The 25,807-nt window shown below is 63.3% G+C and carries 30 protein-coding genes; 14 read left to right on the top strand and 16 right to left on the bottom strand.

All coding sequences use genetic code 11. The annotated features are described in order from the left end of the window. Window positions 1-242 precede the first annotated feature (242 nt). Window positions 243-1,076 (top strand): MerR family transcriptional regulator, encoded by an 834-nt coding sequence (locus tag K414_RS0104735; RefSeq protein WP_027494899.1) that lies wholly within the window; start codon window positions 243-245, stop codon window positions 1,074-1,076. Here the strand turns inward: K414_RS0104735 and K414_RS0104730 are convergent. Beyond that, entirely contained in the window at window positions 1,064-1,246 is a 183-nt protein-coding gene (locus K414_RS0104730) for a hypothetical protein (protein ID WP_027494898.1), read from the bottom strand. The genes K414_RS0104735 and K414_RS0104730 overlap by 13 nt on opposite strands. 194 nt (window positions 1,247-1,440) lie before the next feature. Between K414_RS0104730 and K414_RS29270 the strand changes: the two genes are divergently transcribed. From K414_RS29270 to K414_RS0104715, 3 genes are read left to right on the top strand one after another with little or no spacing between them, the layout of a single operon-like run. Continuing rightward, on the top strand, window positions 1,441-2,715 hold the full coding sequence (locus tag K414_RS29270; RefSeq protein WP_080735759.1) for a histidine kinase: 1,275 nt from the start codon (window positions 1,441-1,443) through the stop codon (window positions 2,713-2,715). Further along, entirely contained in the window at window positions 2,706-3,362 is a 657-nt protein-coding gene (locus tag K414_RS0104720) for a response regulator transcription factor (RefSeq protein ID WP_027494897.1), read from the top strand. Before K414_RS29270 ends, K414_RS0104720 begins: the two co-directional genes overlap by 10 nt. Beyond that, complete coding sequence (locus tag K414_RS0104715) at window positions 3,359-4,138, top strand: DUF4097 family beta strand repeat-containing protein (protein ID WP_027494896.1); 780 nt, start codon at window positions 3,359-3,361, stop codon at window positions 4,136-4,138. The genes K414_RS0104720 and K414_RS0104715 overlap by 4 nt, the downstream gene beginning before the upstream one ends. Here K414_RS0104715 and K414_RS0104710 read toward each other — a convergent pair. Beyond that, entirely contained in the window at window positions 4,132-5,352 is a 1,221-nt protein-coding gene (locus tag K414_RS0104710) for an FAD-binding domain-containing protein (RefSeq protein WP_027494895.1), read from the bottom strand. The genes K414_RS0104715 and K414_RS0104710 overlap by 7 nt on opposite strands. Before the next feature lie 42 nt (window positions 5,353-5,394). Further along, entirely contained in the window at window positions 5,395-5,622 is a 228-nt protein-coding gene (locus tag K414_RS28445) for a zinc ribbon domain-containing protein (RefSeq protein WP_230591622.1), read from the bottom strand. Window positions 5,623-5,822: 200 nt separating this feature from the next. Here K414_RS28445 and fmdA point away from each other — a divergent pair, with 200 nt between their 5' ends. After that, window positions 5,823-7,076: a formamidase gene (fmdA, locus tag K414_RS0104700; RefSeq protein WP_027494894.1), complete on the top strand. Its 1,254-nt coding sequence runs from the start codon at window positions 5,823-5,825 to the stop codon at window positions 7,074-7,076. 1 nt (window position 7,077) lies between these two features. Then, on the top strand, window positions 7,078-7,590 hold the full coding sequence (locus K414_RS0104695) for a hypothetical protein (RefSeq protein ID WP_237606131.1): 513 nt from the start codon (window positions 7,078-7,080) through the stop codon (window positions 7,588-7,590). A 6-nt stretch (window positions 7,591-7,596) separates the two neighbouring features. Here the strand turns inward: K414_RS0104695 and K414_RS28105 are convergent, their stop codons facing one another. After that, window positions 7,597-8,088 carry a hypothetical protein gene (locus tag K414_RS28105; protein ID WP_152530361.1) on the bottom strand — a complete coding sequence of 164 codons (492 nt, stop codon included), beginning with the start codon at window positions 8,086-8,088 and terminating at the stop codon, window positions 7,597-7,599. Window positions 8,089-8,257: 169 nt separating this feature from the next. Then, window positions 8,258-8,749 carry a hypothetical protein gene (locus tag K414_RS0104685; RefSeq protein WP_152530360.1) on the bottom strand — a complete coding sequence of 164 codons (492 nt, stop codon included), beginning with the start codon at window positions 8,747-8,749 and terminating at the stop codon, window positions 8,258-8,260. A gap of 120 nt (window positions 8,750-8,869) precedes the next feature. Here K414_RS0104685 and K414_RS28100 point away from each other — a divergent pair, with 120 nt between their 5' ends. Beyond that, window positions 8,870-10,789: an HNH endonuclease signature motif containing protein gene (locus tag K414_RS28100; RefSeq protein WP_051364945.1), complete on the top strand. Its 1,920-nt coding sequence runs from the start codon at window positions 8,870-8,872 to the stop codon at window positions 10,787-10,789. Between the two features lie 118 nt (window positions 10,790-10,907). Then, window positions 10,908-11,264 carry a hypothetical protein gene (locus K414_RS26040; RefSeq protein WP_051364944.1) on the top strand — a complete coding sequence of 119 codons (357 nt, stop codon included), beginning with the start codon at window positions 10,908-10,910 and terminating at the stop codon, window positions 11,262-11,264. 4 nt (window positions 11,265-11,268) lie between these two features. Here K414_RS26040 and K414_RS0104670 read toward each other — a convergent pair whose 3' ends face one another. Genes K414_RS0104670 through K414_RS0104660 form a run of 3 tightly spaced genes read right to left on the bottom strand, consistent with a single transcriptional unit; the run spans window position 11,269 to window position 14,056 of the window. Beyond that, complete coding sequence (locus K414_RS0104670) at window positions 11,269-11,466, bottom strand: PLDc N-terminal domain-containing protein (protein ID WP_027494891.1); 198 nt, start codon at window positions 11,464-11,466, stop codon at window positions 11,269-11,271. Between the two features lie 36 nt (window positions 11,467-11,502). Beyond that, window positions 11,503-13,023, bottom strand: coding sequence for a hypothetical protein (locus K414_RS0104665; protein ID WP_027494890.1), 1,521 nt, complete (start codon window positions 13,021-13,023; stop codon window positions 11,503-11,505). A 31-nt stretch (window positions 13,024-13,054) separates the two neighbouring features. Then, entirely contained in the window at window positions 13,055-14,056 is a 1,002-nt protein-coding gene (locus K414_RS0104660; RefSeq protein WP_027494889.1) for a hypothetical protein, read from the bottom strand. Between the two features lie 64 nt (window positions 14,057-14,120). On the opposite strand from K414_RS0104660, the gene K414_RS0104655 reads away from it, so the two are divergent. Together K414_RS0104655 and K414_RS0104650 are read left to right on the top strand one after the other, a co-directional pair. After that, window positions 14,121-14,342 (top strand): PLDc N-terminal domain-containing protein, encoded by a 222-nt coding sequence (locus K414_RS0104655; protein WP_027494888.1) that lies wholly within the window; start codon window positions 14,121-14,123, stop codon window positions 14,340-14,342. Then, window positions 14,339-14,596, top strand: coding sequence for a hypothetical protein (locus tag K414_RS0104650; protein ID WP_027494887.1), 258 nt, complete (start codon window positions 14,339-14,341; stop codon window positions 14,594-14,596). The genes K414_RS0104655 and K414_RS0104650 overlap by 4 nt, the downstream gene beginning before the upstream one ends. On the opposite strand, the gene K414_RS26035 is transcribed toward K414_RS0104650, so the two are convergent. Both K414_RS26035 and K414_RS26030 read right to left on the bottom strand, forming a co-directional pair. Continuing rightward, window positions 14,562-15,038, bottom strand: coding sequence for a GNAT family N-acetyltransferase (locus K414_RS26035; protein ID WP_051364943.1), 477 nt, complete (start codon window positions 15,036-15,038; stop codon window positions 14,562-14,564). The genes K414_RS0104650 and K414_RS26035 overlap by 35 nt on opposite strands. Further along, on the bottom strand, window positions 15,025-16,035 hold the full coding sequence (locus tag K414_RS26030; RefSeq protein WP_051365311.1) for an aldo/keto reductase: 1,011 nt from the start codon (window positions 16,033-16,035) through the stop codon (window positions 15,025-15,027). The genes K414_RS26035 and K414_RS26030 overlap by 14 nt, the downstream gene beginning before the upstream one ends. A 64-nt stretch (window positions 16,036-16,099) precedes the next feature. Between K414_RS26030 and K414_RS0104635 the strand changes: the two genes are divergently transcribed. Continuing rightward, complete coding sequence (locus tag K414_RS0104635) at window positions 16,100-17,011, top strand: aminotransferase class IV (RefSeq protein ID WP_027494886.1); 912 nt, start codon at window positions 16,100-16,102, stop codon at window positions 17,009-17,011. Here the strand turns inward: K414_RS0104635 and K414_RS0104630 are convergent, their stop codons facing one another. Both K414_RS0104630 and K414_RS0104625 read right to left on the bottom strand, forming a co-directional pair. Continuing rightward, window positions 17,012-18,160: a serine hydrolase domain-containing protein gene (locus K414_RS0104630; RefSeq protein ID WP_027494885.1), complete on the bottom strand. Its 1,149-nt coding sequence runs from the start codon at window positions 18,158-18,160 to the stop codon at window positions 17,012-17,014. A gap of 66 nt (window positions 18,161-18,226) precedes the next feature. Beyond that, a complete protein-coding gene (locus K414_RS0104625; protein WP_027494884.1) occupies window positions 18,227-18,787 on the bottom strand; it encodes a TetR/AcrR family transcriptional regulator in 561 nt (186 codons plus the stop codon). A gap of 103 nt (window positions 18,788-18,890) precedes the next feature. Here K414_RS0104625 and K414_RS0104620 point away from each other — a divergent pair, with 103 nt between their 5' ends. Next, window positions 18,891-19,730 (top strand): alpha/beta hydrolase, encoded by an 840-nt coding sequence (locus K414_RS0104620; protein ID WP_027494883.1) that lies wholly within the window; start codon window positions 18,891-18,893, stop codon window positions 19,728-19,730. A gap of 64 nt (window positions 19,731-19,794) precedes the next feature. Here the strand turns inward: K414_RS0104620 and rraA are convergent, their stop codons facing one another. Together rraA and K414_RS0104610 are read right to left on the bottom strand one after the other, a co-directional pair. Further along, window positions 19,795-20,274, bottom strand: a complete 480-nt coding sequence (rraA, locus tag K414_RS0104615; protein WP_027494882.1) for a ribonuclease E activity regulator RraA — start codon at window positions 20,272-20,274, stop codon at window positions 19,795-19,797. Window positions 20,275-20,298: 24 nt separating this feature from the next. Next, a complete protein-coding gene (locus tag K414_RS0104610) occupies window positions 20,299-20,682 on the bottom strand; it encodes a DUF5313 family protein (RefSeq protein WP_027494881.1) in 384 nt (127 codons plus the stop codon). 115 nt (window positions 20,683-20,797) lie between these two features. Here K414_RS0104610 and K414_RS0104605 point away from each other — a divergent pair, with 115 nt between their 5' ends. Beyond that, window positions 20,798-21,829 carry an amidohydrolase family protein gene (locus K414_RS0104605; protein WP_237606130.1) on the top strand — a complete coding sequence of 344 codons (1,032 nt, stop codon included), beginning with the start codon at window positions 20,798-20,800 and terminating at the stop codon, window positions 21,827-21,829. Between the two features lie 192 nt (window positions 21,830-22,021). Here the strand turns inward: K414_RS0104605 and K414_RS0104600 are convergent, their stop codons facing one another. After that, window positions 22,022-22,774 carry a MerR family transcriptional regulator gene (locus K414_RS0104600; protein ID WP_027494879.1) on the bottom strand — a complete coding sequence of 251 codons (753 nt, stop codon included), beginning with the start codon at window positions 22,772-22,774 and terminating at the stop codon, window positions 22,022-22,024. A 109-nt stretch (window positions 22,775-22,883) separates the two neighbouring features. After that, window positions 22,884-24,089 carry a lipase family protein gene (locus K414_RS0104595; RefSeq protein WP_027494878.1) on the bottom strand — a complete coding sequence of 402 codons (1,206 nt, stop codon included), beginning with the start codon at window positions 24,087-24,089 and terminating at the stop codon, window positions 22,884-22,886. Window positions 24,090-24,245: 156 nt separating this feature from the next. On the opposite strand from K414_RS0104595, the gene K414_RS0104590 reads away from it, so the two are divergent. Continuing rightward, entirely contained in the window at window positions 24,246-25,799 is a 1,554-nt protein-coding gene (locus tag K414_RS0104590; protein WP_027494877.1) for a succinic semialdehyde dehydrogenase, read from the top strand. Window positions 25,800-25,807 lie beyond the last annotated feature (8 nt).

Raw genomic sequence — 25,807 nt, 5'->3', positions numbered from 1 at the left:
ATGTGTCGGGAATTCACTTCCAAGCCTGGTTTCTCAACGCCTGTGGCGCTACGGTGACCGCTGGGGTGCCGTAGACCTGGCGAATGGCCTGGTCCGAATTTTTCGTGGCTATCAGGGAGCGCACTCGATCGATGCGACGACCGGCGAAATCGGTTGATCGGTGCGCGCAGAACGGGTCGAGCCACCGCACGGCGCGCGATACTTGACCCTCACACAGTGTGAGACGGCAGTCTCGGAGGGTCATGTTCAGTATCGGAGAGTTCGCATCGATCGGCCGGGTTTCGGTTCGCATGCTTCGGCATTACGACGAGATCGGGCTGTTGACGCCGGCACGGGTGGATCCGTTCACCGGATATCGGTCGTACGACGGTAGACAGTTCGAGGAGTTGGGCCGCATCCTGATGTTCAAGGACCTGGGATTTCGGCTCGACGAGGTGAAGCAGATCGTGCATGCGCAGGTCAGCGAAGCCCGATTGCGTCGGATGCTCGTCGCCAAACGTGAAGACGTCGCCCATCGACTCGATCTCGACGCCGCCCGACTGCGTCGGATCGATGCGCGCCTCCGCGCCGTAGAGGGAGAAGATTCGATGATCACCGTGGACACCAAGTCGCTGCCGGCCACCCGAGTCGCCGTCGTCACCGAGAATGCTGCCGGTTACGGGCCACAGAACGTCGGCCCGGTGATCGGTCCGATGTACGCCCGGCTCGCGTCGTCTCTGGCACGAGACGGAGTCGAATTCGGACCGTCGTCGATCGCCCTGTACGAGGCCGTCGACGACGGTGACGGCACCGGCATCACGGTGCATGCCGCGTTCGAGATCACCCCCGACGTTGATGCAGGCGAGGACTACGACGTCACCGAGCTACCCGCGATCGACCTCGCGCTGACGACCGTGCACCACGGCTCGATGGCGACGATCGGGGAAACCTGGGAGCAGTTCATGGCCTGGATCGACGCCAACGGTTACGAGCTCTCCGGCATCTGCCGCGAGTACTACCTGGTCTCCGAGCCTGCGCCGCAGGAGAACTGGGTGACGGAGCTGCAGCAGCCGGTCGTCCGGCGTCAGGACGCCTGAGCGAGCTCAACCAGCGCTGTGCACTGGCAGCCGCCGGTGATCTCCTCGCACTCGAGCACCAGGAAGTGGCGAACGTACTCGAGATCCACGCAATCGGGTTCCGTGCATTCCGCACTACCGACTGCGTGGATCACGAGCGTTCCGTGGCAGGTATCGACACTGGCGGACATGGGAACCCTTTCTGTAGTCGTGTACTTCCTTGATATCACCGGCTACCGACAAGTTCGGGAAGCAAAGGGCGTGTTCGACGCCTGAGCTGGGCGAACTCACATGGACCTGCGCGCCGAGGGTAGGGCTGGCCCTACCTCACCTCGTGGGTTCGCAGTGAGGACGCCCCGGCGACTGCCCACTTAGGCTCATCCGCATGAACCAGGCATTACCGATTCCCCTCAATCCGCTCAGAGCGTGGATTTCGCAGCAGTGGTGGTTGGCAATGGCGTCGCTGTTGGCGACGACGTTCGCCGGACTGGGCGGATGGCTGATCGTAGGTCTGCTCCTGCTCGCGGTGTTCGCGTTGCCGTTCGCCCTCAGCGGTGTGCTCGTCTTCGTGTTCACGATCGTGGTCCTTCGTTGGCTGGACATCGCGGCGCGAGCGGGCATCGACCTGACCAGTGGCATCGAGATCACGAAACCGGACACCATCGTCTATCCGACCAGTTGGCGAAAGTTGGTGTGGTGTGTTCGTGACGTCGGGCTGTGGAAGTCGCTCGTCTACTGGATCATTCGTATTCCGATCTCGGCTGCGCTGCTGTTCTTGCTGCCTGCGCTCTTCCTGGCGCTTCCGGTTCTGGCGGCCGCCCCGGTCGCGTGGTTGGTCACCGATCCCGAGGGCACCGGGTTGGAGATAGCCGAACGAGTGGACTTTCCGCTGGTTGCGGTGATCGGAGTGGCAGCTCTGGTAGTCCTGGTTGCCGGCGTTCCGCCACTGACGACCCTGATTGCCAAGCTCGATTGGTGGAGCGCTGCAGCACTTCTCGGGCAGTCGGAGTCGAGCAAGCGGGTGAACGAGCTGACCATGAGCCGTGCTCGCGTCGTCGACGCCGCCGATGCCGAGCGGCGACGCATCGAACGGGACCTGCACGACGGTGCCCAGCAACGGCTGGTCTCGGTGGCAATGTCACTGGGACAAGCGAAGTCTCGCGCGTCGGCTACGGACGACGTGGTCTTGAAGGGTTTGCTCGACGATGCACATCGGGAGGCGAAGAACGCGATCGGTGAGATCCGAACGTTGACGCGCGGACTGCATCCCCCGATCCTGACCGATCGCGGACTCGACGCAGCGCTGTCGTCGGTCGCGGCGTTGTCGACAGTTCCGGTGACGATCGACATCGACCCGGCCCTCACCGGCGAGCGACGTCTGAACGCCACCGCCGAGTCGACGGTGTACTTCGTGGTGTCCGAGGCCTTGACCAATGTCGGCAAGCACGCCCACGCCGGAAACGTGCAGGTCGATGTCGCTCGCGGCGAGTCCTCCGTCGCCGTCACCGTGGTCGACGACGGTTGCGGCGGTGCGCATTTCGAGCCCGGCGGCGGATTGGCCGGATTGGCCGACAGGCTCAGCGGAATCGACGGAACCCTGACGGTGACTTCGCCGTCGGGCGGCCCGACACGAGTGGAGGTGACCATCCCGTGCGAGTGATCATTGCCGACGACTCGGTACTGCTACGTGAGGGTGTTGCGCGTTTGTTGGTCGACTCCGGTGCCGAGGTGATCGGAAAAGTTGGTGACGCGGCGCAGCTGTTGACGCTGATGTCGTCCACCGAGCCGCTGCCCGACGTCTGCGTCATCGACGTGCGGATGCCTCCGACATTTCTCGACGAGGGTCTGCGAGCGGCACTGGTCATTCGTGAGCGTTGGCCCGATGTCGGAGTACTGGTGCTCTCGCAGTACGTGGAGGAAAGGTATGCGGCAGAACTGATTCGGCAGAGCACGGACGGCGTCGGATATCTGCTGAAGGATCGCGTCGCCGATGTGGACGAATTCTCCGACGCGGTGAAAACGGTCGCCGACGGCGGAACCGTCATCGATCCAGAAGTTGTGCAACAGATTTTGGCGCGCGCACCACGATCGGATCCACTCGACTCGCTGACACCGCGAGAGCGAGATGTGCTGACGGCGATGGCCGAAGGTAAGTCCAATGCCGGCATCGCCTCCACTCTGGTCGTAGGCCAAGCAGCCGTCGAGAAGCACATCGGAAACATCTTCGCCAAACTCGGATTGCTCGGCGACAGTGCGGATCACCGCCGGGTCATGGCAGTCCTACGATACCTGGGAGCTATTCGATGAATCGAATTCCATTGTTGCGCTACACGTTGGCGATCACCACAGCGGCCGTCGTGGTCGGTGCGGCCGGAGCAGGCACCACTGCGGCGATCGCGCTCGGTTTCTCCGTTCCGAAGACTCAGAACTACGACTACTCGGTAGATCACGCGATCGACGGCTCGCAGCTGACTGTGACGACCGGGTTCGCGCACCTGAAGTTCGTGCCCAGTCCCGATGATTCGCTGCATGTTCGAGCGCACGGGATCTACCGAGGGGACGCCCCCACGGTCGACGTCGGTGCGGACGGGTCGAGCGTGGCTGTGGAATGTTCCTACGGCAGGTACAAGACGTGTGACGCCGACGTCGAATTGCAGATACCCGCAGGCCTGACCCTCGCGGTGAACGGTGCGGGCGGTGATGTCGTGCTGTCGGATGTCGGTGCAGACGTATCCGTCTCGACAGCGTCGGGATCGGTGTTCGCTCGTGGATCGGCGGGAGCCATCCGGGTCGACACACGGTTCGGTGACGTGAAGATCAGTGATGCAACTGCGTCCATCGTGGATGTGAGCACGACGTTCGGCGAGATCAGCGTCGAATCGCGTACTGCACCGGAATCGGTCAAGGCGCGCAACGTGATCGGCGACACGACGATCGGGCTTCCGCCCGCCGACTTCTATGCCGTCGACGCGGCATCCGACAAAGGCGACGTCGTCGTCGACGTGATCAACGACCCCAGATCGCCGAAGACGGTCTCCGCCACCAGCGAGGAAGGGCAGATCACGGTGCGGGCACGTCAGTGACTGCGCCGCCACGCACTGAACGACCGGACCGAGGATGTGGTGGGACGCGTCAGCCAGGGCCATGGATGCAATTCGACCGGGGCGATGGCGTCGGCGATGCGAGAGAAGCCGGGAACAGGTGCCCAGGTGGCGGCCAGAGACCGTCCGGAAAGTTCCTCCGATACTCGGCCGCGACGTACCTCCAACGGCCGGGTCGACGCGATCTCGCCGAGAGTCTCGGCGAGAAACACCAGTCGCTTTCCGGACAGCCGCAGCTTGTGGAGGAGCGGTTCGTCGAACACGAAGACGGCAGGTCGCTCGGGATTCGCAGCCATGGCGGGGTCTGTGGTGCCGAGCGATTCCGCGGTCAACCAGACCTGTTCTGCACCATCGCCTTCCATGAGCGCGGGGCCCGCGGGCACCGGGGCCTTGTTGAGATCCGGGCCGTCGACCGCCGGTCCGAGATCGTCGTCGGGCCAGTTCTCGATGGGGCACGCATCTTTCAGCGCGCAGTTGCGGCACAGCGATGGGGCGCGCTTGTTCACCTGCCACCGACTGAAGCCGTACACCTTGCCGCTTCCGGTACCGACCGTCCATTGCCAACCCAGTCGATTGGCCGCCCGTGAGCCGTCGAGCAAGTGGGTGAACATCTCGTCCTCGCCGTCGCGCCATGTCGCGCCGGCACGCACAGCCCACTGGGATGCCAGCCACATGCGTGTTTGGTTGACGAGCCAACCGTCACTGTGCAATTCACCCACCACCGTGGACATGCAGTTCATCTCGTCGGGCCAGGGTTCGGAAGTCCAGTTGTGCGGTCGTGGCTGTTCACGACGAAGGGATCGCCCCAGATCGGTTCCGACGCGGGCATAGAGGTGGCGGGCGTATTCCTGCCACATGAGTTCGTCCCGGTACCGCGTGCGATCGCGCGCGGGGGCGTCCGCTACGGCGTCCCACACCTCACGGAGAGTCAGCAGACCGTGCCGGATGTAAGGCGACATTCGACTGGCTCCCCGGCGATTCGCAGGAAGTACAGTGCTGCGGTCGCGGGCGTAGCCGGTGATGTCCAAGCTCGCCAGCGCGGCATCGGCCGCCGATTGTCCGCCGCGAATGCCACCCGGAGCTATGTCGTCCGGCCGCTCGAGCGTCAGGTCGCCCAGATGCTCGGCAACCCAGGAAACGACGTCGTCGGTGGTTGAGCCGTCGGCGATCGACGGGGGAGCGGGGAGCTGGGACATGCACCCGGACTTCCCCGTCGGCACGAAAGAGAAACGCCGAGATCAGGGACGTGGCAGGCGACGGTGGAGCGGGTTCGACGTCGTCGGGCTCGCCGCCCGCCCTTGCCGTGGGATGGAGGTGACTACCGTCGGTGAGTCGGCGGTGGCGCGTGAGGCGTCGTGTGCCTTCATCGCAGCGCTGTTCCCCCTGCCGAGGGCAGGAGACGAAATCCGGCGTGCAGCGCTCTCGCCGCACTCCGGGCACGTCACCTGGGAGGGGACGTCGGCCATGGAGAATCTCTGCTCGACGGGTTCGCAACGCTGTGTGCAGCGAAAGCTGTAGGTGGGCACGCACACGAGGGTAGCGTGAGGTGTCGTGTCAGTGGCGTTCCGGCGCAACGTCATACAACATTTACACGTCATACCGGGCCGAATACACCACGACGGTGCAATGATCGAGGCAGGAGAATCCGCGCAACCGGAGGTGCCTCGTGCCCGAACTGCTGTTTCCGCTCGACTCGACGAAGAGTTTCACCGAACAGGAAATCGTCGGTCACAACCGATGGCATCCCGACATACCGGCCGCGGTCACAGTGAAGCCCGGCACGTCGTTTCGGGCGCACTGCCGCGAATGGTTCGATGGGGCAATCCACAACGACGACTCCGCCGAGGACATTCTGAATGCGCCGCTCAACAACGTGCACACGTTGTCCGGGCCGTTCCACATCGAGGGAGCCGAGCCCGGGGACCTGCTGATCGTCGATATTCTCGACGTCGGTCCGATCCCGCAGGAAGATTCGGGCCCACTGGCCGGTCAGGGCTGGGGATACACGGGGATCTTCGCCAAGCAGAACGGCGGCGGATTCCTCACTGATCGATTCCCCGACGCGTACAAGGCGATCTGGGACTTTTCCGGGCAGACCACCACATCTCGCCACGTTCCGCACGTGAAGTACACCGGCATCACTCATCCCGGCCTGATGGGAACCGCGCCGTCGGCTGCCCTGCTGGCGAAGTGGAACGCCCGTGAAGGTGCTCTGATCGCCACCGATCCCCATCGTGTTCCGCCATTGGCTTTGGCACCTGAACTCGACGGGGCAATTCTGGGATCGTTGAGCGGCGACGAGTTCTCGCGTGTCGCAGGCGAAGCCGCACGTACGGCACCGCCACGAGAGAACGGTGGCAATCAGGACATCAAGAATCTCACCAAGGGCACTCGCGTCTTCTATCCGGTGTTCGTACCGGGGGCGAAGTTGTCGTTCGGAGACTTGCACTTCTCGCAGGGTGACGGGGAGATCACCTTCTGTGGTGCCATCGAAATGGGCGGTTTCATGGACCTGCACGTCGACCTGATCAAGGGCGGCATGGACACGTACGGGGTCAGTGAAAACGCGATCTTCATGCCCGGAAACACCGCACCGCAGTACTCGGAATGGATTGCATTCTCCGGCATTTCGGTCACCGTCGACGGCGAGCAGAAGTACCTGGACTCCGACCTGTCCTACCAGAACGCCTGCATGCATGCGATCGACTACCTCACCAAATTCGGGTACAGCCCCGAGCAGGCGTACCTGCTGCTGGGCTCGGCCCCGATCGAAGGACGCCTGTCCGGAGTGGTCGACATCCCCAACTCCTGTGCCACCGTGTACATCCCCACCGCAATCTTCGATTTCCCGATAGCGCCTTCGGCAAGCGGTCCGTTCCAAATCGACCCGGGAATGGGAGCGCCCAGGGCGCAGTTCTGACGTGAGTTTGCTTGATATGTCGCAACTGTGGATGCTCGAGGACATGGAACCGTGGCCTGACGAGCCTGCCGTAGGCGCGGTGTTTACTCCCACCACGTACTGGGCGTCACCCGACCAGATGGACCTGCCGGCGCAAATGTGTGCCGAGGTGCCGGCTCGGGTCGAGACTGTCACTGTGGACGGTCTGACGGAGTGGGTGGCGCATCTCGGGAACGGCTTCACCACGATGATGGGCGACGGCGGCCTGGTCGGTGATGTGACGTTACACGGCTGCCTGGTGTGGGACAGGTATCTGTGGTTGGACTTTCGGACGCGGCCGCGAGGCACCCTCCGCATCCATGATCGGGCCGGTCTTCTCGTGCAACGACGGGAATTGATCCCGACGCGACATCCCGGCGCGTTCAGTGTGACGTACAGCGGTGCGCTGGAGTACCACGAAAGGGATTCAATACCTGCGGGATTCGGAGTTCGATGGAAAGTATCGACTGTCGAGACCGTTGCATCGACTGGTTGAGGTATCTCAGTCGATGTGCTGGTCGTAGTTCACGGTGATGATCTGGTCGACGCGGACCGGCGACGAATCGATATCTGTGAACGCGAGAAGGTCCGCAACAGCATCCCTGCTGCCCCCGATATAGGCACAGGGGAAGTCGAAGTGCTGAGCTACACACCACGCGTGGTCGTTGGGCCACCACAGATTCGGTGACAACCCACGGAGGATGTCCGTTGCGCGTTCGATCGGGCCCCTCAACAGGAAATAGTTGTAGCCGGCGATTTCCTCGGTCGGTGCCGTCACGCGAATGTCATCGAGTGCCGTGTTGCCTTCCCAGACGGCGAACCAGCATTCGTCGGGTGTTTTCGTGCTTCGAGCGAGAACCTCGGTGATGGATGCCAGCTGAACATGCCAGGCTGCAACGGTTTTCGCCCGCGAAAGGAGATTCGGCGTGCCGTTGCGCCCGGGATACTGGACGCAGGCATAGGCGTCGAACACAGTGGGGACCAGCGAGCCCACCGTGGTCCTCGCGACGCCGTCGAGGTTGTCTTTCAGCCATTCGGCCCGCGAGACATCATGCTGCAGATCGCTATCCCGACCATTCCGCCCGATCGGTTTTCGATTCCACATACCTGACGCTACCGATATCCGGTGTGGATTGGTCGACCTATCTCGCAAGCAAAGATGGCTAGGTGACGGATCCTGCCTGCCTGCTGCGCTCAGTCCACAGCGCTGCGAGCGTTGCGCCTGTTGGGATCATGAAAGCTGCGTACGGTGCCGCAACCGCCCACTGCTCCACCGAGGACAATTCGGGACTCCAGCTGTCCGGGTCGCGAAGGGCTGAATCGCCGACGATAGCAATAATCGAATTCAGCACCATCAACAGGTAGAAGGCCATCGCCAGAGCCAATCCAACGGTCGCATACCAGCGGGCGTGACGAAGACGGCCGGGGGAGGCAAGCTCGAAGCCTCCGTTTACGGAGAAAAAGGCAGCTGGAATGAGAATGACCAATCCGGCTGCCGTAGTGATATTCCAGGTGCTCACGACATCGCCGATGGCGTCGTTGCCGATGCCCAGCGCGCCAGCAGCCAAGCTGAGGCACCACCAGGCGAGGTGAAGACTTCCCGCCACGATCACCGAGCGACGGACTCCGCTCGTGCGATTCGGAATCGTCAGCATGCTTTCATCCTCTACCAGTGTCACCGTGCAGATGTCCGGTTCGGGGCCCGGGGGCATTCGTCATTATGTTGTCGCACGTGCGTTCGAAAACTTGTCGGTGGGTCGCGGTAGATTCTGTTCATGCTTTCGGGGGACGGCGGATCAGGGGTGGACGGCATCGACACGGTGCCGCCTGCCCCCGTCGTGTCCGACCCCGAACTGTCGGTGCTGGTGGACCGTGTCGAGTCCGCGGTCGCCGAGTTGGCGGGGCAGGCGTCGGTGGCATGGTCGAATGCCGACCGGCGTGCGGTGATCCAACGCATGGACACTGTGTCGCGCTCTGTGACGGCGTATTCGCACACCTGGCTCAACGAACTGATCGCACAACACGGCCTCGATGTCTATCCGGGTTCGGTGCCGTGTTCGGTGGCATGGATGCTGCGAATCACCCCACGCGCGGCCGGTGCGCGAGTACGTCTGGCCGCAGAGTTGGGTGACCGCACCGCACTGTCCGGCGAACCGCTACCGCCTTTGCTGCCACACACCGCTGCAGCGGTGCGGGCAGGGTTGCTCGATGCCCAGCACGTGCAGATGATCCGCGAATTCTTCCGGCACCTACCGTCGAGTGTCGATCCGCAGACCCGCGATCGCGCCGAACAGCAATTGGTCGGTCTCGCCTCGACCAGACGGCCCGACGACTTCGCACCACTGGTCGCGCACCTTGACTCGATCCTCGACCCCGACGGCGACTTCGACGAGAACGAAGACGAAGACAAGAACGCAAAGCCGAGGCCACGGAAACGGGATGCGTTCTTCTACCTCGGTGAGCAGGGTTCCGACGGAATGTCCGAGGGGAAGTTCTGCGTCGACTCGGAGCTACGGGCCTACCTCGAAGCCCTGTTCTCGAAAGCCGCGAAGCCGGGAGTGAACAACCCTGCCGACCCGACATCGATCGTCCACGAGGATGAGACCACCGGCGACGAGGACGGCGGCTGGGACGGCGGCGGGGACAGGGACGACGGCGGGGACGGCAGTACGGCTACGCCAAAGCCCGGGCCGATGCCCGACGAGGCAGGATCCGGCGATGCTCGATCGGGTGACGAATACCTGTGGGATGGGACCGACGACAACGGTGCCAACTTCTGCGGTGACGACTTTTGCGGTGACGACGACCGCAGTGGCGAAGACCGCAGTGGCGACGACCGCGGTGAGGGTGAATGCGCCGACAGTAGTGACTGTGGTTGCGGCACAACGCTACACAGCACGCCCGACACCAACGACACCAACGACACCAACGACGATGCCGGCTCCGACAGCGCTGCTGAACCCGACGGCGTTACTGACTCAGACGACGCAGCAGATATACGTGACGCTGCCGCCGCACGGGATCTACGCACCCAGAACGAACGCCGCCATGATGCCCTGAAGATGACGCTCCGGCACACCCTCGCCTCCGGCACCCTCGGCACCCACCGCGGCCTGCCCGTCACCGCCATCGTCACCATGACCCTGAAAGACCTCGACGCCGGCTGCGGCTACGCCATGACCGCCACCGGATCACGCGTCTCGATCCGCGACGCCATCCGCATGGCCTCGCACGCCCACCACTACCTCACCATCTTCGACGACAACGGCAGAGCCCTCTACCTCGGCCGATCCAAACGCATCGCCTCCGCCGACCAACGCATCGTCCTCATCGCCCGCGACCGCGGCTGCAGCTTCCCCTCCTGCACCCGCCCGGCGACCTGGTGCCAGTCCCACCACCTCGACGACTGGGTCGAGGGCGGACCCACCGACATCGACTCCCTCACCTTCGCCTGCGACATGCACCACGCACTCGTCGGCACCGGACCCGAAAAGTGGGCCACCACCAAAACCACAGCACGACACCGCTATCCGGGCCGCACCCTGTGGCACCCACCCACCGGAATGGACCCCACACGCCGCGGGCTGATCAATCACGCACACCACCCCGAGGAAGTCCTCTACCCACCCGACCACCACAACGACACAGGCGACACCGGCGACACCGGCGACGAAGAACCACGACAACCCGCCTGACGACCCACACAAGCGTCAGGGCACAGCTCTGTCTGTTGTCAGTACATCGCGACCGCCCGCACCGGCGTGCGCGAAAAATAGGAGGGCTCCCGAGTCGGTGCCCGCGTACGGTAACCCCATGATGGTTCTCGCCAGCAGGACTGCGGAGTTGTCGCCGCCGGTCTTCTTCGTCTGGAAGGCACTGATGCGCCCAGACGTGCATCCGAAGAATCAAGGGTTCGCCTGGCCGGTGATGCTCGACGGCGAGCCGCCGCCGCGCATCGTCGAGAGCAGCGAGTTCGACCGCGTGGTGTGGAGCTCGCCGTGGCCGAGTCTTCCCGACATCCTGGTGCAGTTCGATCTGACCGCAGCAACCCGACTTCGCTGGACGCTGTTGGCCCACACACCCGCCCCCAACCCGCAGACGGTCGAGTGGCTTCGCGACCAGGTAAGCCATCTGATCAACATCGACCTACGCAATGCGACTGGATACTGAACTCTCAGCTGTTGCCGCCGTTCACCCCATACGGATAGTGCTTCCCGACTGCGAACCACAGGATCGGGCCGACGATGGGCAGGATCACTGCCACCACTACCCACGCCAGCTTGATGAGCCAGCCGGTGCCTGTGTCACTGACGATCGACACGAGAGCCATGCCGAAGAGAGCCAATGCAATCGCGCCGCCGGCAGAAGTCATGCCTGCAAAGCTAGCTCCCTCTGCGGCAACCTGCGGTCACCTCTGCTGTTCGCCCGACATCGAATCGTCGAGCATTGCTGCGATATCGAGCTTCACGGGCCATCGCAGCACCGGATCGTCGTGTCGAAGTACTTGGACCCCACGCGCGATGACCAGAATCCGACCTACGTCGTCGATCGCGACGCTCGGGCTGGTCGCGATCACGGGAACGCTCGTCAGTGGCGTCAAGGTCGTCGCGTCATAGATGGTGAACAACCAGAACTGTTCGCCTCGTTCGTAGGTGACCGGGCCAGAGAGCGGCCACCACCCCGCTGATGAAGTGCCGTCGGGTGGATGCCCGATCGTCCAGGCAAAGCGACCGAGCTGACCACCGTGAAACTGGCTGCGCCCCAGTTGTTTACCGTCGTCGCGAATGGTGAGGTCCGGTTCGACGAATGCAACGTCGACTCCTCGGACCAGACGAAGTGGATCGCCCGCAAGATAAGGATTTCCGTGGCCGCGAGGTAGCTGCGGAATGACTGGTCCGATGGTCGAATGCCCCGTCCCTGACACCCGAACCAGGCGCACCACTGATTCCGCGGGAGGCTGAACGCAGACGACCCAACCATCACGTTCCACAGCTATGGAATTGACGTGGCCCGCGACAGCCGCGACGGCCGCCGAATCCGAACCCGGTGTGTACAGACGCCACATTGCCGATCCGGCACAGACGAGCAACAGCCCCCCGTTGACGGATCCGATGAGCGCGGGCAAGGTATCGACCCGAACTGCTTCCTGACCGAGGCGAATCCAGAACATTCCGTCCATTCCGCCGACCCAGCACCCTGCTTCGGTGGCCCAGACGGAGCGCGAACCACCGATCCTGGCCGGTAGAACATGTTCGGCAGCAATACCTTCCGAATCGATGCTGACTACCAGCGGCAATTCCGCGTCGAGAACCCAGGTGACGCCGCCGGCAGCGGCCACGTCTCCCGGCACGATGCTCGGGCGGGTCGGTAGATGCGGAACGTCGTCGAGATCGAGATCGATCATGACGCTGTTCTCCTGGTCGACGGGGTCACCGTCCTCGCGCATCGACTCGTGGCCGAACATTCGCCGGACTTCCTCCACGTCCCGAGTGGCACGGTGACCAGGGCATATGACCCAACCCTCGCCGGGAATCAACTGGTAGCGCTCCGACACCAATTGAGCTCGGGTCACTCGACCGCGAAACCACCCCTCGGTGTCGTAGCCGAAGACGCCGTAGAAGCGGCCGGTCAACTCGACTTGCCCAGTCCTGGCGGTGAATCCGCGCCATGACGCAGTCCAGCCGTCGCCGCGAAGCAGTCCGGTCCATTCCCAGCGACGAGGGGACTTCTGCCCCGTGTATTGCCAGATCGGCTCCTGCCCCGACGGTTCGAGGCTCGCCGATATCCTGACGACCTGCCGCTCGTTCTCGGGTAGCTCTACGAAACGCAATGGGCCTGTCAACACCGAACCCACACGGGGCGGGTCGATCTCTCCGTCACCGATCACCGACGCCGAGATGTGCACGACCAGCGTGCGATGGTCGCTCATGCGCCTTTCAACGAGGTCATGAGAGTTGAGGCTACTCGTGAGCGCGTCCAGCGACTCTCCGACCACGGTCCACCGGCTCTCCAGGATGTAATGAATGTTGCAATTCGAGGACTGCAAGATCATCGAGCTGTCCGTTTGTCGCTCCGGCAGCCCAATCCCAGTCCGGAGTGGACCAAACGTAATGCGACACTCCCCACTTCGGTGCCCATCCCTCGCCACTGCGAGGGCGACGTCCCAACAGTGTTCTCCGATTGCTCGTATCGAAGCCCCCGTCGCCGGCCTCTGCGAAATGCACGTACTCGGGAGTGAAATCGAGCGGTGCGCGCACGATCAATGGCGTCGGCGCCACGTTCTCTCTGAACCACTGCGCGTGCGTGTGCCGCAGCGCTCTCGACTCGTCCTCTAGTATCTGCTGATACTCCTCGCCCGTGTACGCCGGCCCGTCCCAGACGAACATCGTGTCGTCGATCGGTTCGCCGACAGCGAGTTCGACGAACTGCGAACCGATTCCTGCCTCGTCGATGAGGTCGCCCAGGATGAACCCGGTTTCGACGTCGACCCAGATGCGAAGCGGATACGGTTTCCCATCGGGAGGAGCCAATTGCACTGTCCAACAATCGCGTCCGGCGAACTCGACCGTCTCCACCGTGCCGATCGGTTGCGCGAATTCGTTTCCGGTCCACTCGGCGGTACTGCGTTGCTGCAACAAGAATTGGCTAGGCCCCAGATACATCACCCTGCCAAGCGGTCCGACGCGTGGTCGGTCGGCCGGGCCCGTGAAGTCCCAGGCCCGCGTACCGTCACTGATGAAGATGGGACTGCCGTCGAGACGTGCGACGCGTGTCTTGCGCCCGGATCGCCATACCCGACAGCTATCTTCGGGTGCGATCAGCACGGGTGGAGTGCCACTGTAGGCGAATCCGTGCCGGAAGGACTCGGGACTTCCTGCTTCGTGGATCTCCTCGATAGTGCCCCGCATCGGTATGGTCGATTCAGTGGTCATGGCCGTAAGAACTTCGATCCAGGCGGTCATGGTCGCAGCCTAACGCCGAGCAAGATCGATAGGCTGGCTATTCGAGGCAAAGGGAGTGGAAACAATGGACGGCAGCAATCCCACCGTTCCGCTGGCGTTCGATTTGGTATGGATTGCTGCAATTGTTCTGTGGTTCATGCTCGTTGCTGTCGCCTGGGTGTCGATAGTTCGCAGTACTCAGTCGCGTAAGGGCGCAAAACTCTGGTGGTGCCTATTGGTGCTTGTCATGCCGATCTCCGGTGCGCTGATCTGGTTTTGGGCCCGAACACGTCTGGAGAACTCGTGAAAGTGCGAAGCAGTATCGCCACCACTTTCGTCATGGCCGCGGTGGTCATTCTGCTGGGGCTGGCAGCGCGGTTCGCGTTCGGAATGGACTCGGCGAGGGCATTCAATCTCGTGTTCGCCGTAGCGGTGGGAGTCGCGGCGTCGACGGCCTTGCTTCTGATGATCGGAGAACGATCTCGGCACGGAGCCGTGTTGGCCGGCTCCGCAGCGTTCGGGGCGGTCATCGCTGTAGTCGTCTGGGCTCTGAGCGGTTGAGTTCGTAGCGGGCCAGCCACAGTCCCGGCAACACCTCTTGATTCTGGCTGTGCACGAAGCCGAGGGACTCGTACAGGCGACGGGCCGGTCCATTGTCGCGTCCCGTTGCGACTCGCAGTCGTTGTCCTGCAATTGAATTCAGTATCGACTCGACCAACGCTCGACCGATGCCCTGGCGATGTGCGTGTGGAGCCACCACCAGACGGTCGATCTCGGAACCGGACCACGCAGCGGCACCGAGGATTTCGTCCAGATCACGCGCGACGAGCCAGTGGACCTGTGCTGCACACAGATCATCCACCGACTCGTGCAGTAGTGGGATGCGGTCGTCGCCGATGAGCTCGGCCTCGACAGCATACGCACTCCTCTGTACGGCCAGGATTTTCTCGGCCGACAACCGATCCGTCGACGGATCGACCTGCGTTATCTCAATACCGGCCACCAGCGGGCTCAGGCAATGCGTCGAGCGCGGCGAGGTGCTCGGAGCTCAACGTGAGCGAGGCGGCACCGGCGTTCTCGTCCAGACGTGAAGTGCGGCGAGTGCCGGGAATCGGCACCACGTGCTCTCCCTGCGCCAGCACCCATGCCAGGGCCACCTGCGCAGGCGTCGCACCGAGCTCGTCGGCGATGGCCGCGATGGCGTCGACGATGACGAGGTTCGCATCGAGGTTGTCGTGACTGAAACGCGGCAGTCGAGAGCGGAAATCATCTGCAGCGGGTACGGTTCCGCGGAAGTTGCCCGTCAGAAACCCTCGGCCCAGCGGCGAGAACGGCACGAATGCCGCACCGTTGTCTTGCGTCCACTTCAGCGACGTGGCCAGGTGGTCGCGTGTCCACAACGACAACTCCGACTGCACAGCGGATATCGGATGCACCCGCTGAGCCCGATCGAGCTGCTCGACGGTGAACTCCGAAACACCCAGTGCGCGAACCTTTCCGGCCTGCACGGCCTCCGCCATCGCGCCGATACTGTCTTCGACGTCGACCTCAGGATCGGGACGGTGCAGGTAATACAGATCGATGTGGTCGACGCCCAACCGTCGGAGCGAATCGTCGATGGCAGACCGCAGATGCTCGGGCTTGCCGTTGGGGCCGGAAATGACCGGCTCTCCGGCGTCGCCGATGTGGGAGGTCAATCCGCCCTTGGTCGCGAGCACCACCTCGTCGCGTCGACTGCCGATGGCTGCGCCGACGACTTCCTCGTTGGTGAACGGTCCGTACACATCGGCGGTGTCGATGAAGTTCACACCCAGGTCCAGGGCGTGCCCGATGACGCGATCGGGGGACTCCGTTCGGTCGTCTGCCTTGTATGCCCAGGTCATTCCCATGCAGCCCAAGCCGATGGCACCCACCTCGGGGCCGTCGTTCCAGAGGGTGCGGGCGGGGGTGGAGCCTGCGGAACGACCAAGGGGTGGCCAGGGTACTGTGCGTTCGCTCATGTACTCGACCATAGAGAAGTAAATGCGTTGTCGCTTGGACTCACCGGGCGACTAGCATCGCCGCATGGCACTCCCGCACTCGAAGGTGTATTTCGGCGACAGACTGGTCGATGCGAAGGACGCGACACTCGGGGTCGCGACCTCGGCCGTCCTCTACGGCCTGAGTGTCTACACCGTGTTTCCGGTGCAGGTGGACGGAGATCGGCGCACCGCTTTCCGGTTGCTCGATCACTACCAGCGACTCGTCGAGTCCTGCAAGATCATCGGCATCGACACCTTCGCGTCACAGTGGAGTTTCGAGCGGTTCGTACAGGCGACACGCGACGTCATCGCCGCCAACGTCCCGACCGACGAGGTGTACGTGCGGGCAACCGTCCACGTCGACGAGTCCATTCCCGGAACACGGGTCCGTGGCCTGCACACGACAGTGTCGATCTTCCTCTATGACGCCAATCCCATTGTGCCGCAAAACGGTATGAGGTTGAAGACCAGTGTGTGGCGTCGCATCCCCGACTATGCGATTCCGTCGCGCGCGAAGGTCAACGGGGCATACATCAATTCCGTTCTGGCGAAGCAGGATGCCATCGACAGTGGGTTCGACGATTGCGTCTTCCTCGACATCAACGGACACGTCTGCGAGCTCAGTGCCGCCAACATCTTCCTCGTCCGAAACGGAGTGCTCATCACGCCTGACGTCACCAGCGACATTCTCGATGGCATCAACCGTCGAACACTCCTGACGTTGGCGCGCGAAGAAGGAATGACGGTTCAGGAGCGCACCGTCGACCTCACCGAGCTGTACATCGCCGACGAGGTCTTCGTGTGTGGCACGTCGGCCGGGGTTGCCCCGGTGTACGAAATCGACGGCCGCGCAATAGGAACCAAGGAGTCGGGCCCGGTGACGCTCACTCTGCGGAAGCGTCACCAGGCTGCACTCACGAGCGACGAAGTACACGGCTGGGTGACGACCCTCTAACTACGCCGGGCAGGTCGATGCCAGTCCGGCGATCAGTGCTTCGGATGCGGGTTGTAGCAGTGGATCGGTGCCCGGGGTCGCCGCGGCTGTGGTCCAGGCCAGTGACACCTGACGGTTGCCGTCGGGACTCGAGAACTGAAAAGTGCGATATCCGAAGCCGTTGCCGCGCTGGCCGAACACCAGCTCACCGGACTCTGGATCGCAGGCATCGACTCCCAGCAGCAATCCGAGGCCGTAGCCGGAGGGGCTGACCACCTGCATGTCGTCGACCATGTTGCGAGGTAGCAGTGTGCCCTCGAACAGCGCTCTGAAGAAGGTGTTCAGATCGCCGACCGTGGACACCACAGCAGCACCCGAGGACCAGATACTCGCGTCGTATTCGGTGACGTCGGTGTAGATCCCGTTCTCCAGCACGTAGCCGTGCAGTGCATCGCCGGCGATATCGGCGTCGGTGGGGTAAGTGGTGTAGGTCATCTGTAGAGGATCGAAGATCCTGTCCTGCAACGACTGTCCGACGGGCTTCCCATCGAGATCGGCCACGATCCGCCCGAGTAGAACGTAGTTGGTGTTCGAGTAGCTGAACTCCTGGCCCGGTTCACTTGTCCACGGCATGGCCGATGCCTTCGAGATCAGCTCATGATCGGTGACGGAATCATCGGCGCGAGAAGCGATCTGCTGCGCCGTATCGAGTCCGGTGAGGTAGTCGGGTATTCCGCTCGTATGGTCGAGCAGTTGTCGGACGGTGACGGACTTGGACAGCAGACCCGGAAGGAGTTCGTCGACCCGCTGATCGAGCTGCAGTTTTCCCTCGTCGACGAGCTGCAGCACCACCGCCGCGACCATCGACTTGGTGACGCTTGCAATGCGCACCGGATCATCGGCAGCCGCCGGCTCGGTGCCATCACGCTCGACGAGTCCTGCCGCTCCCGACCAGGAATCCTCGCCGTCGCGCACCTGCGCGACGGCGGCGACGGACCCTGCATCGACCAGGGCGTCCAGAGCGGCCTGGACGTCGTCGGTCCTGATGCTCCCACTCGACGTCGTCGTAGAGGTCGCCTGCACGGCTGAGGGCTCGTCGGACGACGTGCATCCACTGACCAGCAGGGACGTCGAGACGGTGAGGGCGGCGAGGACTCGTAGCTTGCTCATGGATTCGACACTAACGTCCCGAATCGGACAATTTCAGTGTCAAATGTCAGTGATCCGCGATGCCGGTCACTTCGCGCTCGAATTCAACAGAACCTCGGCCGCAGTCTTTGCTGCAGAGGCGGATTCGGCCAGTTCGGTGATGGCGGCGGTGGTTTGAGCACCCTCGGCGAGAAGTGCGATTTGCAGACCGACGGTCGGCTCGCATCCATCTTCGACGGCCAAGGCGGTGACGTACTCGATGAAACGTTTCTTGTGCTGATGCGCGGCGTCGGCGACCTCGGGCATGGTTGCGCCCAGTTCGCCGAAGGAGTTGATGAACGCGCACCCGCGAAAGTCGTCTTCTCGGAACCATCGATCCAGGAAGTCGAAGATGGACAACAGCTTTCCGCGCGGCGTGTCGTGTCGGTCCGCCTCGGCGCGGATCCCGTCGTTCCACTGGGCAGTGCGGCCACGGAGGACCTCGGCCACGATGGCCGTCTTGGACGGAAACAGTGTGTACATGCGTTTGAGAGAGATTCCCGCTGCGGTGCGCAGCTCATCCATGCCGACGGCCTGGATGCCGCGCGCATAGAACAGTTCGTCCGCGGCGTTCACCACCTGTGCCCGTCCGATTTCCGTAATGGTCATCGCTTACCCCTTGCCGAGAGAACCAACGTTCTCTACAGTAGTCCACACACGGAGAGAACGACCGTTCTCCCTCTCGATGTTCAGGACACAGGAAGGCAGGATCATGGCGTACATCAACGTCGGAACCGAGAACTCCACCCCCGTCGAGGTCTACTACGAGGATCACGGCTCCGGCCAGCCGGTTGTGCTCATCCACGGCTACCCGCTCGACGGCAACTCCTGGGAGCGCCAGTCGCGTGCGCTGCTCGATGCCGGCTACCGCGTCATCACCTACGACCGCCGCGGATTCGGGCAGTCGAGCAAGCCCACCGTCGGCTACGACTACGACACCTTCGCTGCAGACCTGGACAAGGTGCTCACCGAGCTCGACCTGAACGACGTCATCCTCGTCGGATTCTCCATGGGCACAGGTGAACTGGCTCGGTATGCCGCGAAGTACGGCACCGATCGCGTCGCCAAGTTCGCGTTTCTCGCCTCGCTCGAGCCGTTCCTGCTACAGACCGACGACAACCCCACCGGCGTTCCGCAGTCGGTGTTCGACGGCATCGAGACCGCAGCGCGCGAGGATCGTTTCACCTGGTTCGAGAACTTCTACAAGGACTTCTACAACCTCGACGAAAACCTCGGCAGCCGCATCAGCGAGGCCACCGTGCGCGCCAGCTGGAACACCGCCACCACCAGCGCGCCCGTCGCGGCCTATGCCGTCGTGCCCACCTGGCTCGAAGACTTTCGCGGAGACGTCGAGAAGGTCCGCGCATCGGGCAAGCCGACGCTGATCCTGCACGGCACGGCCGACAACATCCTGCCGATCGACTCCACCGGCCGCCCGTTCCACGAGGCGTTCCCGGAGGCAACGTACGTCGAGGTCGACGGCGCACCCCACGGGCTGCTGTGGACACACTTCCAGGAAGTGAACGACGCGCTTCTCGCGTTCGTGAAGTAGCACCGACGTCGTACAAAGACGCAACAGAAAGGGACGGCACCGCGGCCGTCCCTTTCGCGTCGGATCAGACTGCGACCACTCCGTCGTGATCGCTGTAGACGATCTCGCCGGGGGTGAAGGTGACGCCGCCGAAGGTCACCGGCACGTTCTTCTCGCCCGATCCCGTCTGCGTGCTCTTGCGTGGGTTCGTCCCCAATGCCTTGACGCCGATATCGAGGGTGCGCAGAATCGCCGAGTCCCGCACAGCACCGTTGACGATGACGCCTGCCCAGCCGTTGTCGACACCCCGCCCGGCGATGATGTCGCCGACCAGCGCGGTGTGGATGCTGGCGTCGCCGTCGACCACGAGAACGCCGCCGTTGCCGGGCTCGCTCAACGTCTGCTTGACCAGCAAGTTGTCCTGGAAGCAGCGGATGGTGGTGATGGGTCCGGCGAACTCGGTGTGCTTGCCGAACTGGATGAACTGGGTGTCGCAGCTGCGGATGTCGGGACCGATCTCGTCGGCCAGATCAGCGGTTGCTTTGAATTCCACAGGTGAAGTCATGCGCAGAAGACTAACGTCCGATCGTCAGCCGCGGCCGTGACGTCGCTCGTAGTCGTCCCGGGTGCGGTCGACACGGCTCTGCGCCTTGGCGTTGATCAACTGGGGATCGAGGCCGTGAATGAGCAACCGGTGCCGCCGATAGACGTTCATCAGCGCTATCGCGAAGTACACCAGCGGAATGAACAGCAACGCCATCATCGCCAGCGACATCCACAGCGGGCCGGGAATCAGCAGGAACAGCAGCAGCAACGGGATGACGGGGACCGTGAATCGGGCCAGGTAGCGCACCTGGGCACCGTTGCCGACGAGGTCGTTTCGGACCCAATCCTGCATCGACGGGGGCAGGACCCGACCGAACGAGTACCCCAAAAATTGCGCAGGACTGGGCTTCGTACGTTCGGTCGCCATCGCGCCATGCTAGTCCTACATCAGTTGGTACAAGTCACCGTTGACTGCGAATATTCTCATATGTGACGATAGCGTCAGTTCGGACCGGGTGGTGTCGACGACAAGGACGTAGACCGTGATCGATCGCAGAACCTTGCTCGGCGCGCTCGGTGCAGCCACGCTCTCTGGAGTCGCTCTGTCCGCAGCGACCGCGTCGGCGTCACCGAAGCCTGCCGCCGGGGGAGTAGTGGACGTGCACTCGCACATGGTCCCCGACTTCTATCTGCGCGAAGCACTCGCGTCCGGCATCGTCTTTCCCGACGGCATGCCGAAGTGGCCGTCCTGGTCGGTGACCGAGCATCTGCAGATGATGGACCGGTGCGGGATCGACAGTGCGATCCTGTCCGTGTCGAGCCCTGGGGTGCACTTCGGGGACGACGGTAAGGCTGCCGATCTGGCCCGACGGGTCAATGACTTCGGAGCCGGAGTTGCCCAGGGTCAGCCACGACTCGGATTCTTTGCGTCGCTGCCCCTTCCGAACGTCGTCGACTCGACGGTCGAGGCCATTCGGGCTCTCGATCGGCTCGGTGCCGACGGGGTCACCGTGATGTCGAACGCCGGCGGCATGTATCTGGGCAACGCGGTGCTGACGCCACTGCTCACCGCGCTCGATGCGCGTTCGGCGGTGGTCTTCGTGCATCCCACCTCGCCGCCGAATGCAGCTGCGGTAGCGCTCGGTAGGCCCGCTCCGATGGTCGAATTCCTCTTCGACACAGCGCGAACCGTCATCGACTTGATTCTGCTGGGCGTGGTCGATCGGTTCCCTCACATCCGCTGGGTGTTCACTCACGGTGGTGGAGTACTGCCGCTGTTGGCGGATCGGGTCGACTTCTTCCGGACGCAGGTCGGTCTCGGTACCCCGTCGACGCCGAATGTACTGCAGCGCTTGTGGTTCGACCTCGCCGGTACGCCGGTTCCGCGGCAGCTGCCGGCGTTGCTCTCGACGGTCGGACCCGATCGTCTGGTCTACGGCAGCGACTACTGCTTCACGCCGATCGCCGCTGTGCAAGAACAACTGCGATCACTCGACGCCGGTGCCGCGGACGGTGGACTGGAGAACTGGCGCGCCGTCACAGTAGACAATGCCCGCAGTCTCCTCGGTGTCTGATCCATACGAGAGTTCGATGAAAAGACAAGCAATGCAACCTATCTCTGACCACTGGGACTGGCAGATGAATGCCGCCTGCCGCTCGCGTCAACTCTGAAGAGCAGCGTTCGCCCGGACATCTACGCCCCGGGTCGGAATCCGCACCCCCTGCAGGAGGCGCGGATTCCGAAAAGGGGTGCGGATCGAGACGAGTCAGCTCTGACGAGCGGCGTTCGCGACGATAACGTCGCGAAGGTACTGCGCCAAACCGTCGGCGATATCGTTGTAGTGCTTGGCAAATCGCTCGTCGGCGATGTACATCTCCGCCAGGTTCACCTGCATCTCGTAACCGCAGTCGTAGTACCGCTCGATCGACGCCCGATGACGTTCGGCCAGTACCCCGGCTTCGGGGGAATCCGGCGACACACCCCGCTGCATCGCGGCAGCGAGATCGGCTTCGAGGAGGTCCGTCTCTTCCTTGACGGCCTTCCAATCGTCCTTGGTGAACGACGCCGTCCGCTGCTGAGACTGCTTCCACTCGTCGGTTTCGCCCCAGCGCTGCTCGGCCTCCTCGGCGTATTCCTCGCCGGGCCAGTTGTCGCCGAAGATTTCGCGCTGCTCCTCGGGAGTCAATTGCATACCCATCTTCTTCGCCTCCATCATCTTGTCCACGGCCGCAGCCATTGCGTGCAAGTGATCGATCCGCTCGCCGAGCATCTCGCGCTGCCGACGTAGATGCGCCATCGCGTCGACGGCCGGGTCGTCGAGCAACGCTGCAATGACGTCGAGTGGGAACCCGAGTTCGCGGTAGGTCAGTACCTGATGCAGCCGTTCGACATCGGCCGACGAGTACGTCCGATAGCCCTTGGGGGTTCTGCCCGACGGCACCACCAACGCGATCTCGTCGTAGTGATGCAGCGTTCTGACGCTGACACCCACCAACTTCGAGACCGCGCCGACCTGCATGCCGACCTGGACGTCAACCGAACTGTTCGCGGACGAATCACTCACGAAGGACACTGTGCTGCCTCCCGTGGCGTGAGGGTCAAGACGAAAAACAATTCGTTATGGACCTCTAGCGAATCACACGTTCGCAACCCGAGGTGGGTACACCGGCCAGGCGTTGCGCCAGCCAGTCGTAGGCACCGGGACGGCCGTTGGTCTGGGCCAGTGAATGGTCGCCGGGCACCTCTTCCAGATGTACCGACGCTCCTGCTGCACACCACTGATCCTGCACGGCCTCGGCACCTTCTTTGGGAATGAGGAAGTCCTGCAGGCCCTGGTAGATGTACACCGGCGCGTCCGGCTTCGTCTGGCCCATGCGGTTTTCCTCGACGACGGCCGTGGTGATCGGATGCGCGAAGACGTCCGGGACGTTGGAGAGATTTCGCTGGTCCAACAGCAGTAGTCCGCTGTAGGACAACACATCCACGCATTGATCCTTCTGTGCCAGCGCCAGTCGCTTGCCGTTGTCGTTGGCGAGCTGCCGCATCTCCGGGTACTCCCGGGACAGTCCGATCGTCGCCGCAGTGAACAAGCCCGACCCGATCTGACCGTTCAACGACGTCTGCAGAATCTTGTAATCGGTGGGCGGACCGCCGAACGCGACTCCGGCGATGTTCAGCTCGGGTGCGTACTCGGGTGCCAACTGCGCCGCCCAGCCCGAGGCGATCGCACCGCCGGAATATCCGGTGATGCCGATGGGTGCATCCGCGCTCACGCCTGCAGTCCGGGAGGCACGCAGACCGTCGAGCACGGTGTGCCCCGACACGAGACCGGCCGAATAAGCCTGACGCGGCCCCTGATAATCCGTCATCACCACGGTGTAACCGCGGCCGAGCAGGATCCGGACCTGATCGATCTCTTTGTTGTTGCCTCGCGGGAGGGTGTACGACGGCGCGCATTTGTTGCCGAGTGAATCCGTCGCCTCGTTGTATGCGATGACGGGGCGATCTCCACCACCGGTCCACGGCGCAGTGGGAGTCAGCACCGTCGTCGCCGCTGCGATGGGACGATTCTTCGAATCGGTGGAGCGGAAGAGCAATTGGACGGACGAGGCCTCGGGCGTCACCGCGACATCGCGTCGAGCGAGGACAGTGCCGGGCACGAGATTCTCGTATCCCGCCGGCGGATCGAACCACGGATCGCCGAGTGACGAGGGGAGATACGCAGCCGGATCGCTCGGCGGAGCAATGAAATCTTGGACCGGATCTGCCTGCGCAGACCCCGCGAATGCCACCATCAGTGCTGCTGCTCCGGCCAGAACTAGTGCCTTGCGCATGGATTCCCCACCCTGTTGCTTCCGAACGCCCCGACGTCGGAGTAGACCACCGCCCATCGTGCCACAGGGTCAGGGAACATCGGCCCTGTGAACTGAGCCGAAGACCAGGTAGGTTGTCTGTTACTCCGAACACTACTCATCAGTAGGGATGCAAAAATGCCTGCTCCGTCCACTGCGACCTTTTCCCGGCTCGCTGATCTCATCGCCATTCCCGACGCGGACTCGCGTCCCACCAAGACGATCACCGAGGTGTTCACCGGTAAGGAGCTGGCGACCATTCCGGTCGGCACGGCTGCAGATGCTCTGGCTGCGATCGCGCGCGTTCGTACCGCTCAGGCGGCCTGGGCCAAGCGCCCGGTCTCCGAGCGCGCAGAGATCTTCCACCGCTACCGCGACCTGGTGCTCGCGCACCGCGACGAGCTCATGGACATGGCGCAGGCCGAGACGGGCAAGTCCCGCGCCGCCGCCCTCGAGGAAGTCCTCGACATCTCGATGACCTCGCGGCACTACGCACGCACCGCCGCCAAACTGCTGGCCCCGAAGAAGGTCACCGGCATGCTTCCCGTGCTGACCAAGACTCGCGTTCGGTACCAGCCCAAGGGCGTCGTCGGAATCATCTCGCCGTGGAACTACCCGATGACCCTCGCGGTGTCCGACGCCATTCCGGCGCTGCTGGCCGGTAACGGCGTCGTGCTCAAGCCCGACAGCCAGACGCCGTACTGCGCGCTGGCCTGCGTCGAGCTGCTCTACAAGGCCGGTCTGCCCCGCGACCTGTTCGCCGTGGTCCCCGGCCCCGGCTCGGTGGTGGGCACCGCGATCGTCGAGAACACCGAATACGTCATGTTCACCGGCTCCACGGCCACCGGCCAGCTCCTGGCCGAGCAGGCGGGGCGTCGACTCATCGGTTTCTCCGCCGAGCTCGGCGGCAAGAACGCCATGATCGTCGCGAAGGGCGCGAACCTGCGGGAAGTATCCGACGCGGCAGTGCGCGCCTGCTTCTCCAACTCCGGTCAGCTCTGCATCTCCATCGAGCGCATCTACGTCGAGAAGTCGATCGCCGCCGAGTTCACCGAGAAGTTCGGCCAGCGGGTACGCAACATGACCGTGGGTGCCGATTACGAGTTCGGCATCGAAATGGGCAGCCTCATCTCCGAGGACCAGATCAAGACGGTCTCGGCGCACGTCGACGACGCCAAGGTCAAGGGCGCGACGGTCGTCGCGGGCGGCAAGGCGCGTCCCGACATCGGCCCGCTGTTCTACGAGCCGACGTTGCTGACGAACGTCACCGAGGACATGGAGTGTGCGGCGACCGAGACCTTCGGGCCGCTGGTGTCGATCTACCCCGTCGCCGACGTCGACGAGGCCATTGCGAAGGCCAACGACACCGACTACGGATTGAACGCAAGTGTCTGGGCCAAGACGAAGGCTCAGGGCGAGGCCATTGCCGCACGTCTGCATGCGGGCACGGTGAACGTCGACGAGGGTTACGCGCCGACGTGGGGCACCACCGGTGCGCCGATGGGCGGAATGGGCGTCTCCGGCATGGGCCGTAGGCACGGAAACGAGGGACTGCTCAAGTACACCGAGCCGCAGACCATCGCGACGACCCGCCTGCTCAATCTCGGTGGACCGCGCGGACTTCCGCCGAAGCTGTGGGCAAAGATCATGCCTCCCTTCGTCAAAGCGCTGAAGTACATACCCGGCCGGTAGTAGTCGGT

This window comes from Rhodococcus sp. JG-3 (genome assembly GCF_000482405.1).
Taxonomy (GTDB): Bacteria; Actinomycetota; Actinomycetes; order Mycobacteriales; family Mycobacteriaceae; genus Rhodococcoides; species Rhodococcoides fascians.
Note: the sequence above shows the minus strand (reverse complement) of the source record. Positions and strands in the feature narration are given on the sequence as shown.

Excerpts from the sequence above, each read along its gene's own strand:
- K414_RS26040 (WP_051364944.1), top strand. The coding sequence starts at position 10,908 with ATGATGGTTCTCGCCAGCAGGACTGCGGAGTTGTCGCCGCCGGTCTTC.
- K414_RS0104630 (WP_027494885.1), bottom strand. The coding sequence starts at position 18,160 with ATGAGCAAGCTACGAGTCCTCGCCGCCCTCACCGTCTCGACGTCCCTG.
- K414_RS0104710 (WP_027494895.1), bottom strand. The coding sequence starts at position 5,352 with ATGTCCCAGCTCCCCGCTCCCCCGTCGATCGCCGACGGCTCAACCACC.
- K414_RS0104665 (WP_027494890.1), bottom strand. The coding sequence starts at position 13,023 with ATGAGCGACCATCGCACGCTGGTCGTGCACATCTCGGCGTCGGTGATC.
- K414_RS0104595 (WP_027494878.1), bottom strand. The coding sequence starts at position 24,089 with ATGCGCAAGGCACTAGTTCTGGCCGGAGCAGCAGCACTGATGGTGGCA.
- K414_RS0104610 (WP_027494881.1), bottom strand. The coding sequence starts at position 20,682 with ATGGCGACCGAACGTACGAAGCCCAGTCCTGCGCAATTTTTGGGGTAC.
- K414_RS0104730 (WP_027494898.1), bottom strand. The coding sequence starts at position 1,246 with ATGTCCGCCAGTGTCGATACCTGCCACGGAACGCTCGTGATCCACGCA.
- K414_RS26030 (WP_051365311.1), bottom strand. The coding sequence starts at position 16,035 with ATGAGCGAACGCACAGTACCCTGGCCACCCCTTGGTCGTTCCGCAGGC.
- K414_RS0104660 (WP_027494889.1), bottom strand. The coding sequence starts at position 14,056 with ATGACCGCCTGGATCGAAGTTCTTACGGCCATGACCACTGAATCGACC.
- K414_RS0104685 (WP_152530360.1), bottom strand. The coding sequence starts at position 8,749 with ATGCTGACGATTCCGAATCGCACGAGCGGAGTCCGTCGCTCGGTGATC.
- K414_RS0104655 (WP_027494888.1), top strand. The coding sequence starts at position 14,121 with ATGGACGGCAGCAATCCCACCGTTCCGCTGGCGTTCGATTTGGTATGG.
- rraA (WP_027494882.1), bottom strand. The coding sequence starts at position 20,274 with ATGACTTCACCTGTGGAATTCAAAGCAACCGCTGATCTGGCCGACGAG.
- K414_RS0104625 (WP_027494884.1), bottom strand. The coding sequence starts at position 18,787 with ATGACCATTACGGAAATCGGACGGGCACAGGTGGTGAACGCCGCGGAC.
- K414_RS0104590 (WP_027494877.1), top strand. The coding sequence starts at position 24,246 with ATGCCTGCTCCGTCCACTGCGACCTTTTCCCGGCTCGCTGATCTCATC.
- K414_RS0104600 (WP_027494879.1), bottom strand. The coding sequence starts at position 22,774 with ATGCAGGTCGGCGCGGTCTCGAAGTTGGTGGGTGTCAGCGTCAGAACG.
- K414_RS0104715 (WP_027494896.1), top strand. The coding sequence starts at position 3,359 with ATGAATCGAATTCCATTGTTGCGCTACACGTTGGCGATCACCACAGCG.
- K414_RS0104620 (WP_027494883.1), top strand. The coding sequence starts at position 18,891 with ATGGCGTACATCAACGTCGGAACCGAGAACTCCACCCCCGTCGAGGTC.
- K414_RS0104735 (WP_027494899.1), top strand. The coding sequence starts at position 243 with ATGTTCAGTATCGGAGAGTTCGCATCGATCGGCCGGGTTTCGGTTCGC.
- K414_RS29270 (WP_080735759.1), top strand. The coding sequence starts at position 1,441 with ATGAACCAGGCATTACCGATTCCCCTCAATCCGCTCAGAGCGTGGATT.
- K414_RS28445 (WP_230591622.1), bottom strand. The coding sequence starts at position 5,622 with ATGGCCGACGTCCCCTCCCAGGTGACGTGCCCGGAGTGCGGCGAGAGC.
- K414_RS0104670 (WP_027494891.1), bottom strand. The coding sequence starts at position 11,466 with ATGACTTCTGCCGGCGGCGCGATTGCATTGGCTCTCTTCGGCATGGCT.
- K414_RS0104635 (WP_027494886.1), top strand. The coding sequence starts at position 16,100 with ATGGCACTCCCGCACTCGAAGGTGTATTTCGGCGACAGACTGGTCGAT.
- K414_RS28100 (WP_051364945.1), top strand. The coding sequence starts at position 8,870 with ATGCTTTCGGGGGACGGCGGATCAGGGGTGGACGGCATCGACACGGTG.